The sequence below is a fragment of the Rhodococcus sp. CX genome, assembly GCF_015865005.1.
Lineage (GTDB): Bacteria > Actinomycetota > Actinomycetes > Mycobacteriales > Mycobacteriaceae > Rhodococcus.
On the sequence record NZ_JADZGH010000249.1, the window covers coordinates 6780 to 8825 of the forward strand.

The 2046-nt window shown below is 69.3% G+C and carries 1 protein-coding gene and 2 pseudogenes; all 3 read right to left on the reverse strand.

The features are described from left to right. Positions 1-446: pseudogene (locus I0Q12_RS26805) on the reverse strand (hypothetical protein); the annotation flags it as partial. 55 nt (positions 447-501) lie between these two features. Then, the gene (gene sigM, locus I0Q12_RS26810) at positions 502-1083 is read right to left on the reverse strand and encodes an RNA polymerase sigma factor SigM (RefSeq protein WP_197256373.1); all 582 of its coding nucleotides are present in this window, start codon (positions 1081-1083) and stop codon (positions 502-504) included. Between the two features lie 49 nt (positions 1084-1132). Continuing rightward, positions 1133-2046: pseudogene (locus tag I0Q12_RS26815) on the reverse strand (peptidoglycan biosynthesis protein MviN); the annotation flags it as partial.

A 2046-nucleotide genomic window follows, 5' to 3' on the forward strand; every position in this document is an offset into this window, starting at 1 on the left:
AGGGTGTCCGGTTCGAGTGCCGCGGCGTCGTCCGGGCCCTCGGCGATCGGCGTGACCGGTCCCTCGGTCGAGGAATCCGGGCCCGGGAAACCCACTCCCCCGACGACCACGACCGCGACCACCGCGACGACGGCCGCGGCAGCACCGACCACCGCACCCGCGAACATGCGACGACGACGCCGGTGGGCCCGGACGGCGCCGAGGACCGCGTCGTCCAGCCGCATCGCCACCTCGGCCGGCATCGGCTCGCCGGGCGCGTCCGGATCCGCGAGCCCGCGCAGGCGCTCCTGCACGGCGTCGAGGGCGTCGAGAACGGCCATGGCGTCGGAGTCCTCGCGCACCAGCGGCCACAGACGCTCGGCAACCTCCTCGTCGAGCGCGCCTGCGTGAAGGTCGGCGAGCAGGTCCGCAGGGTACGGCGGACGCAGCAGTTCGTCCTCGTTCATGCGAAGTCCTCCTCGGCGGCTCGGTGCCCTCTCGAGACAATTAGACGGTCCGGACTCAGGTTCGGTTCCCCGGGTCCCGCAGATCGCCCAGAAGCACTGCCAATTTGTAGCGTCCGCGTGCGCAGCGGCTCTTCACGGTGCCCTCCGGGACACCGAGGCGCCGGGCCGCCTCCCGAATCGAGTACCCCTCGATGTCGACCGTGACCACCGCGACCCGCTGATCGTCGGGAAGAGCCTCGAGAGCGGCCTCCACATCGAGTGCGGTCTCGACCTCGGCAATGTGGTTGCGTTCGGTTCTCGGTTCGTCCCCGTCCTCGAGATAGAGAGGAACCGTGGGCCGGGCCCGGTTCCGGCGGATGCGATCGAGACACGCATTCACGACGATCGTGTGCAGCCAGCTCCGGACCGCCGCGTCCGCCCGGAACGACGAGGCGGTGCGGTGCGCCGACAACAGTGCCTCCTGCAGTGCATCCGCCGCGTCCTCCGGCGAATAACTCGTTCGCCGGGCGACTTTCCACAGATGGTCGTAGTGTCGGCGCAGCAGTGTTGCGAACGCCTGGTCGTCCCCGGCCGCATGCGCTGCCAGTAACTCGGCATCGGACACGGCGATTTTTGCGATCCCCCCGAAAATTCGCACGCGCGGATGGTATCCGATCCGCCCGCGGAATCTGCGGTGAGCGAAGCGGTTATTCGCTTGCGGTGAAGGTGACCTCGGCGATCGTGCTCTTGTTGCTGCCGCCGCTGGTGGCGAGGTCGGTGATCCACAGCAGCACGTTCGACGTCCTGCCCTCCGCGCTGATCGGGATTTCCGTGGTACCGGAACCCAGAGTGGCCGAACCGATCACCTGCGTCTGATCCAGCGACGCCTGATCCGAAGGCGCACTGCGAATTTCGACGACGGTGCCAGGATCGTCCGTGGTGACCGAGACCGATTGCAGCGCTACCGGATCGGCGAGACCGAACATCAGGCCGACGCCGTTCTTGAGCGACGGGAACGGATCGAAGTACGCGTCGGTGCTCCACTGTGTGCCGGGATCACCGTCGATGGCAAGGGACGCCGTCGCAGGCGAGTCCGGAGTGCCCTGCGGCGAGAACACCTCGACCGAGGTCGCTGAGACCGGGCCGGCCGGGGCCGGTTCCTCCGCCGGTGCCGCCGCTTCGGGGGCGGGCGTCTCCGCGGTCGGAGTGAGCCCGAACTCCTGACTCGTGAGCGGTTCGTCGGAGCTGCCGCCGGCCAGCAGATTCGCGATCCACCAGCCGATCAGCGCGAGCAGCACCACGGTCGTGATGCCCAGTCCGACGAGCGCCATGAGCATCCGCTCGGAGCGCTTCTTCTTCTCGGCGAGCGCTTCCGGATCGGAGAGTGCGTGTGCCTCGGCGGCCGCCCGCTGCCCCAGTCGCAACGCCGGGATCATGTCCGTCTTCTGGTCGACGACCGAAGCCTGGTCGAGGATGTGCTGCACGGTCGCCGCGGTCCGGATCCCGCCGTCGTTCTGCAGCGCCCGCACCGCGACCGCGGAGATCTCGAAGGGCACCTCGGGCCGCAACGCGCGCGGTTCGACGAGCGCGCCGTCGGCACCGTGGTCGGCCGGCGCCATGC